The organism is Sulfitobacter sp. HI0129, from assembly GCF_001635395.1.
In the GTDB taxonomy this organism is placed as follows: domain Bacteria; phylum Pseudomonadota; class Alphaproteobacteria; order Rhodobacterales; family Rhodobacteraceae; genus Sulfitobacter.
In genome coordinates, this window is sequence record NZ_LWGH01000624.1 from 1 (window position 1) to 2,099 (window position 2,099).

The 2,099-nt window shown below is 69.2% G+C and carries 2 protein-coding genes; both read right to left on the bottom strand.

Features of this window, described 5'->3' with window-relative positions; translation table 11 throughout:
• Positions 1-38: 38 nt before the first annotated feature.
• A complete protein-coding gene (locus A3764_RS16330; protein ID WP_067922802.1) occupies positions 39-1,046 on the bottom strand; it encodes a hypothetical protein in 1,008 nt (335 codons plus the stop codon).
• Positions 1,034-2,099, bottom strand: a 1,066-nt coding sequence (locus tag A3764_RS16335) for a glycoside hydrolase family 99-like domain-containing protein (RefSeq protein WP_201722448.1), incomplete at its 5' end; no start/stop codon positions are given. The genes A3764_RS16335 and A3764_RS16330, both read right to left, overlap by 13 nt.

Genomic DNA, 2,099 nt, shown 5'->3' on the forward strand with positions numbered 1-2,099 from the left:
GGGCTGCGGTTTGCGGCCCGCGTTCGGGATTGCCGACCTCAGCCCGCAAGGCGGGTTTCGGCGGGCTGCGTTTCCCGCATGGCGCGGGCAAGCGCGATCCAGAAAGCCGGCCCCAGCGTATCGCGCCGGGTGGCCGCCCCGCCGGGCGGGGGGAGAGACAGTGCGAAACCGGACTGCCGGGTGGCGAGACGGTCGTGGAAGTTTTCGTTCCATCTGCGGGCATTGTCATACATCCGCTCTTCCTCCGCCTCCGTGTAGAGGGTTGTCGGGCGGTTGCAGCCGGGTGCGGCCTGCAGCACCGCACGCACGGTCTGCAGCAGGTCGGCGCAGGCGGCTTCGGGCCGGGCGACCATGGAGGCGACCCATGCCACCAGCGGCTCGGGCGAGACATTGGCGCGCACCGGGCCGATGCCGAGTTTGCGGGGAAGGGTTGGATCGCAGCCCGCCGCCTGCAGAAGCCGTTCGACGATGTCGCCCCCGTCGCGCGCGGCTGCATAATCGACGTAGCGCACAGCGTCGGCCCCGAAAGCGGCGCAAAGCCGTTGGTCCAGCGCAGCGTAGTCGAGGTGCAGACCGGCGGCGAAGCCCGTGCGCAGCGCCGATTGCAGGAATTCGGCCCAATAGGGCGGCGCCTGTTTCTTCGCCAGTTCGAGGTAGACCGACTGCAGGAACGACGGTTGATCCCGCAGCAGGCAGACCACGCGCACCTCTTCGAAGGCGGAGGCCCAGCGGCGGATCGCCGGCAGATCGGGCTGCATGCAGGGCTGGCCGCGGGAAAGCTCCTCCGTGCTCAGCAGGATGGTGTGATCGCTTGCCGCGTACCGGCGGGCGAGCGCCTGCCACGCGGCGGCGGATCCGCCTGCATAGGTGAAGGCGGGCGGCAGGCTGACCCAATCGGCGACGAGCCCGTGGTGGCCCTGCGCCGAACCCATGCGGGGATAGATCAACCCGTGGCTGCGAAACCCTTCCCTATGGGTGGCGAAGACCTGCTGTATCGTGGTGCTGGCGGTCTTGTGGGTGCCGATATGCAGGATCAACCGTGCCATGTGCTGCACCCCCCACGTTCTGCCGCGCGCCGCCAGTTGCCCATCGTGTCGATCAGCGCGGTGCCGTATTGGCGCGACGGCTCCATCGCGGCCCTTTCCCCCCATTCGTTCCACGCGTTGACGAAAAGCTCGTTGCGGTAGGATCCGGCAAGCCGGCGGCAGGCGAGGCCCCGCAGCCAGCGCCGGAAGGCGGCGGGGTTGGCCCCATGGGCGATATGGGCATCCCTGCCGCGCCGGGCGGTATTGTCCCACGACGGCATGATCCCGGCGATGAGGTTGGGGGGGCGGTTCCAGTCCGTCGCAAGCGCATTGGCGATGACCGCTTCGTAATCGTAGATGAGGCCGCGAAAGGCCGCGCCGGGCCGGGGCGTGCCGGGAGGCAGGTCGCGCGGCGGGCCGCCTACGAGGTAATCGCCCGGAGTCACCAGTCCGTGGGGCGGCATTTCGATCTGGAAATCGAAAAGATCCTCCGGCAGCGCGGAAAGCCCGGGCAGGTGAAAGCGCACCGCGCCCAATTCGACCTCTCCAACGCCGAGGTCCCGCCACGCCTGCCGCAGCGCCGCGACGGAGGCCGCCGGGTCCGGCATGTCGCCGGGGCGGTAGATCACGAAACGCGGGCGCGTCCCGTCGGGGCGCTGGTAGCGCGGATCGCGCATGTAACGTGCGACGGATCCGGCGAGCGCTTGCTCAAAGCCCGGGGGATAGGTCTGTGCGATCAGTGTCTCCCCGCTCAGCCCGTCCCAGTTGCGCCGCCAGCTTTCATTGGCCCAGCAGAGATAAAAGGGAAAATCGATCTCCGGCCGGTCCAGAAGCCCCTGCAGGGGCGCGTCCAGCAGGGGGGTGCCGTTGAACCAGTAGTGATGGCAGCAGAAAGCGTCGATCCCGGCGCGTCGGGCCAGTGCCGTCTGTTCGCCCAAGACCTCCGTCCGGGTCAGGTCGTAGAACCCCAGCCCCTGCGGCAGGGCGGGCTGGGCGTGGCCGGGAAACTGGGGTCGGGCGGCGGTAACGGCCTGCCATTCGGTGTAGCCCGGCCCCCACCACGCGTCGTTCTGC

Coding starts and splice junctions, on each gene's coding strand:
- A3764_RS16330 (WP_067922802.1), bottom strand. CDS start 1,046: ATGGCACGGTTGATCCTGCATATCGGCACCCACAAGACCGCCAGCACC.